Below are 1,461 nucleotides of genomic sequence, written 5' to 3' on the forward strand. Positions count from 1 at the left end.
AAATCCCCAATTTTCTCTCTCACATGAGTGAGAACAAAAACAAGGCCGCGGCCGAAGGGGGCCAGGCCGCGGCTGTATCTGAGGCCCCCACCACCAGGAAATACCTGGTACCAGGGTACAGTGTGGACATGAGCGGGTTCTACGGCGGCTGGGGCGCCGCCTACGCCACTAGGGAGGTGCTCGTGAAAGACGTGATGCAGAGCGTCAAAGACAGAGCGTTAGTAGTGCTAAACGCAGTGGTGCCTAGAGAGGGTTTGATGTTTATCACGCGGATCGATACAGATGTCGCCATCGAGTTGCTAAAAGATGCGCCCCTCATTAAGAGCTTCATTGGCCACGAGGCTACTGCCAAGTTGCTTAGTGAATTAGCTGGTCGCGAGGTTCAGTTCAACCGGGGGATCTATCAGCCAAAGCCTGGCGACGTCGCTCTAGTAGTTAGACTACGTACAAGACCTAGTAGCGACGTCAAAGACGTCGCGCCAGACGATCTAGAGTTCTCAATAGTGTGGTACCTGGAGTGATTATGAACAGATACTACAGATACCCCGTGTTCAGCGATGTCATGTCGTGCCCCTTCTGCTACGGGTGGAAGGTCTTGGGCGGTAGAAGTCTTGACGACTACATTAGAGAGTTGAAGAAGAGGAAAGTTGTGGTAATTGACGCAGTTGACAACGCTATACCAGACGGGTGGGAGGGCTTCATCTATGTTCAACCCATGCCGCCAGACATAGCCAGGGTAGAGGCGGTTGCTGATACTGTTGCCATTGATTACAACACTGTGGCGTTGTGGAGAAAGAAGAAGATGATTCTGTGGTTCCTGGAGCCGGTATGGTAACATACAGACAGCTTATCGAGGCGCTGTCGAAAAACGCCGCTGTGAAGAGCACAACGAATCACCCAGATTTCGAAACCGATGCGCTGTATGGATATCTGTCGCTTTCGGAGCTCTGCGTCCCCACTGGCCACGTGTTTGTACAAGACGGTGGGCAGGTAAAGGGGCAGGTAAAGGTGTACTACAGAGATATGCTGATAAAGAGGGTGGGCGTGGATGATACAGTCGATGAGCTGATGTTGAGTGCCGTGCTGGGCTTTAGGAGCGTCGTCTTCTACACACCGAAAATGACTGTCGTGGCGCTGTGTAAAAAACTGAAGCGCCGGGACTATGACTGAGGATCCCGTCCTCAAGAGGCTCGAGGAGCTGAAGAGGGCCGTGGAGGAGGGCAGGGTGGTGAGGATCAGCGGCGTCCGCGTGAAGAAGCTGGAGTACCAGCAGACGCGGCGCGGCGGCGTCGTAGTCATTATAAACGACGGAGAGCTTGTGGACTACGCCAAGCGGTTATTGACAAGGAGAATCGAGGTGGAGTAGCCATGACGACAGCAGAGAGGAAAAAGAGGCTTGTGATCAAAGAATCATCTGACGGTGGCTACATCTGGGTGTATGGCGGACTGGCGTATCAGTTG

Annotated in this window: 4 protein-coding genes; all 4 read left to right on the forward strand. The window is 53.4% G+C overall.

The genetic code is table 11. The features are described 5' to 3' along the window. The coding region (locus ACP5J3_RS14575; protein WP_428496341.1) for an STIV orfB116 family protein at positions 1-521 on the forward strand (521 nt) is incomplete at its 5' end. Positions 522-523: 2 nt separating this feature from the next. Then, positions 524-835 (forward strand): hypothetical protein, encoded by a 312-nt coding sequence (locus tag ACP5J3_RS14580; protein WP_428496342.1) that lies wholly within the window; start codon positions 524-526, stop codon positions 833-835. Then, on the forward strand, positions 829-1,170 hold the full coding sequence (locus ACP5J3_RS14585; RefSeq protein WP_428496343.1) for a hypothetical protein: 342 nt from the start codon (positions 829-831) through the stop codon (positions 1,168-1,170). The genes ACP5J3_RS14580 and ACP5J3_RS14585 overlap by 7 nt, the downstream gene beginning before the upstream one ends. After that, complete coding sequence (locus ACP5J3_RS14590) at positions 1,163-1,366, forward strand: hypothetical protein (protein WP_428496344.1); 204 nt, start codon at positions 1,163-1,165, stop codon at positions 1,364-1,366. Before ACP5J3_RS14585 ends, ACP5J3_RS14590 begins: the two co-directional genes overlap by 8 nt. Positions 1,367-1,461: the final 95 nt, after the last annotated feature.

The sequence above is a fragment of the Pyrobaculum sp. genome (assembly GCF_049971835.1).
Taxonomy (GTDB): Archaea; Thermoproteota; Thermoprotei; order Thermoproteales; family Thermoproteaceae; genus Pyrobaculum.